This is a genomic window from Tabrizicola sp., from assembly GCF_030694085.1.
Lineage (GTDB): Bacteria > Pseudomonadota > Alphaproteobacteria > Rhodobacterales > Rhodobacteraceae > Tabrizicola.
The window spans coordinates 1-2,269 of the sequence record NZ_JAUXZE010000061.1 but is presented as its reverse complement, the minus strand read 5'-3'; the positions used below and the strand labels follow the sequence as shown (position 1 = coordinate 2,269).

Annotated in this window: 3 protein-coding genes; all 3 read right to left on the bottom strand. The window is 54.6% G+C overall.

The annotated features are described in order from the left end of the window. Nucleotides 1-1,182, bottom strand: a 1,182-nt coding sequence (locus tag Q8M85_RS15120; protein ID WP_305546100.1) for a restriction endonuclease subunit S, incomplete at its 3' end; no start/stop codon positions are given. Further along, entirely contained in the window at nt 1,179-1,301 is a 123-nt protein-coding gene (locus Q8M85_RS15115) for a hypothetical protein (RefSeq protein ID WP_305332995.1), read from the bottom strand. The genes Q8M85_RS15120 and Q8M85_RS15115, both read right to left, overlap by 4 nt. Further along, nucleotides 1,298-2,269 (bottom strand): YhcG family protein (locus Q8M85_RS15110; RefSeq protein WP_305546099.1); only part of this gene is annotated, 972 nt, incomplete at its 5' end. The genes Q8M85_RS15110 and Q8M85_RS15115, both read right to left, overlap by 4 nt.

The following is a 2,269-nucleotide window of genomic DNA, read 5'->3' as shown; positions in this document are numbered from 1 at the left end:
CGCGCGGATAATATCGAGTTGTTCGCCCTGCGGCGGCACCGGTAGGCGCATTTCAAAGAAGTTTTCTGGATACAAACGCAAGCGTGAAGACCAGACACCCTTTGACCATCGGCTCACTTCGGCTACAAAGGGGCGCGAACGGCACAGAAGATCAACGTAATCGGATAGCAACTCGCCTTTTGAGGTGTAAACGTGGTAATCGGGACTGACGATGCCTGCCAACGGGCTGATGCCCATCGCGCCCATCCACGCCCACAGGGTGTTGATGGCAAGGTCACCGGGCATACAACGTTTGTAGCCTGCCTTATCATCAGCCAGAAACATGTTTACGTCTTTTTCAGATCGTGATGTGACGCCAGTAATGTGGGACACGGTCAACAATTCTTCTGAACCATCGTCGGAACGCTCATCGCGAACCGTGAACAGGTTTTTGGCTCGCTTTACGCGCCAATGCGCCGGAATCTCGCCCAGCCATTCCTGGCCGGAGGGTTTGAGGGGGGCGTTGGTGTCGAGGCCGCGGGTGACGGCGTGGCTGATGAGGGCGGCGCGCTTTTCTTCCAGCAGCGCCAGCATGCGTTCCTTCTCGGCAATCAGGGCGTCGATGCGGGCGGTTTCGCGGTCGAGATAATTGGCGATGACAGACTGTTCTTGCGCGGGTGGAAAGGCTGCTTCAATTTTGAAGTAGGCTTCTGCGTCTAGGTTCTGAATACCAGTGGTTTGCTTGATCGCAGGAAAATTCAACCTCGCCGAGTAGATCGACGAGTGAACGTAGTTCCAATACTGAGGCACCATCGCTTCTTGAAGGGGGATGCGAGCAACGAAGTTCGAACAAACTGCTTCGAAGTCATGATCAAAATGGACCACGCACCCCACTAACTGATTGTCGCCACCGCCCGATTTCTCAATCAGTAGGTCGCCTTTTCTCAATACGCGTTGTTCACGATAGTCAGAGTTGACCGACCTTATGGTTGGTGGCTCACTGATGACTGACCTGCGAACGCGATCGAAATCTGCGACACGGATGCAGATGATGTCATTTTCGCCATCTGGTTCATCGCCCCAGATTCCGTTGTAGAGCCCAGAGATTGACCATTTCAGTCGTTTCAAGGACCAATGCGACGGCGGTGCTCCTCGCCAGTGCTGGCTGGACACTTCAGGTTCAAAGAGGGCTCGGTCAGTCACTCCGTCACCTCCCGCAACAACGCTAGAATCCGACGCTCCACACCCACCAGTTCCGCATCGATCTCGTGCAGCGGGCGCGGCGGCTGGTGCTGGAAGAATATGTAGTTGAAATTACTCACTCCGCCACCTCATCGCCCCATTCCGCCAGCTTCCGGCGCAACAACTCCTTGTCGGGCAAATAGAGCTGGTATTCCCGGGTATGGATGTTGGCGTCTTTGGGCAGGGTGATTTCGACCAGTGCATCCTGTTTCTTTTTGCACAGAACGATGCCGACGGTCGGCGCTTCGTCTTCCAGTTTCACAAACCGGTCGAAGTAATTGACGTACATCTGCATCTGGCCCAGGTCACCGTGGCTGAGTTTGCCGATCTTGAGATCGATCAGCACATAGCAGCGCAACAGGCGGTTGAAGAACACCAGATCGACGAAGAAATGCTCCTCGTCGAAAGTGAAGCGCTTTTGCCGGGCCTCGAACAGAAATCCCTTGCCCAGTTCCAGCAGAAAGTGTTCGAGCTTGTCAATGATGGCGCTTTCCAGTTCGGATTCGGAGTATCTGGCCTTTTCATCGAGGCCGAGAAACTCCAGAACGTACGGTTCCTTCAGCAGGTCTTCCGGCCGGGTGACGAGCTGGCCTTCCGCTGCCAGTTGCTTCACACCATCCTTATCGCGGCTGAGGGCAAGCCGTTCGTACAGACCCGAACTGAACTGACGTTTGAGTTCCTGGAGTGACCAGCTGTTGGTGGCGGCTTCAATCTCGTAGAAACGGCGCTCATCTGCATTGTCGATGGCAATCAGAAAGACATATTGCGACCATCCCAGCGCAAAGGGGGAATCGGATTTTCCAGAAGGTGTTTGGGATTTTCTGGATTCAGGCAATTTCCCAGATGGCATCTGGGATTTCTTGGCAGACAGGAATTGGGCGGGCGGCACCTGGGAAATCTGCACAGTTCTGTCTTGATAGGTCAGGTAAAACTTGCGCATATATTCGAGATTGGAGCGGGAAAAGCCGCGCCCGAATTCGTCCGTCAGTTCCGCAGACAATTCCTTGAGCAGCGCTTTGCCGTATTCTGCCCGCTCCGCTCCCTGCTG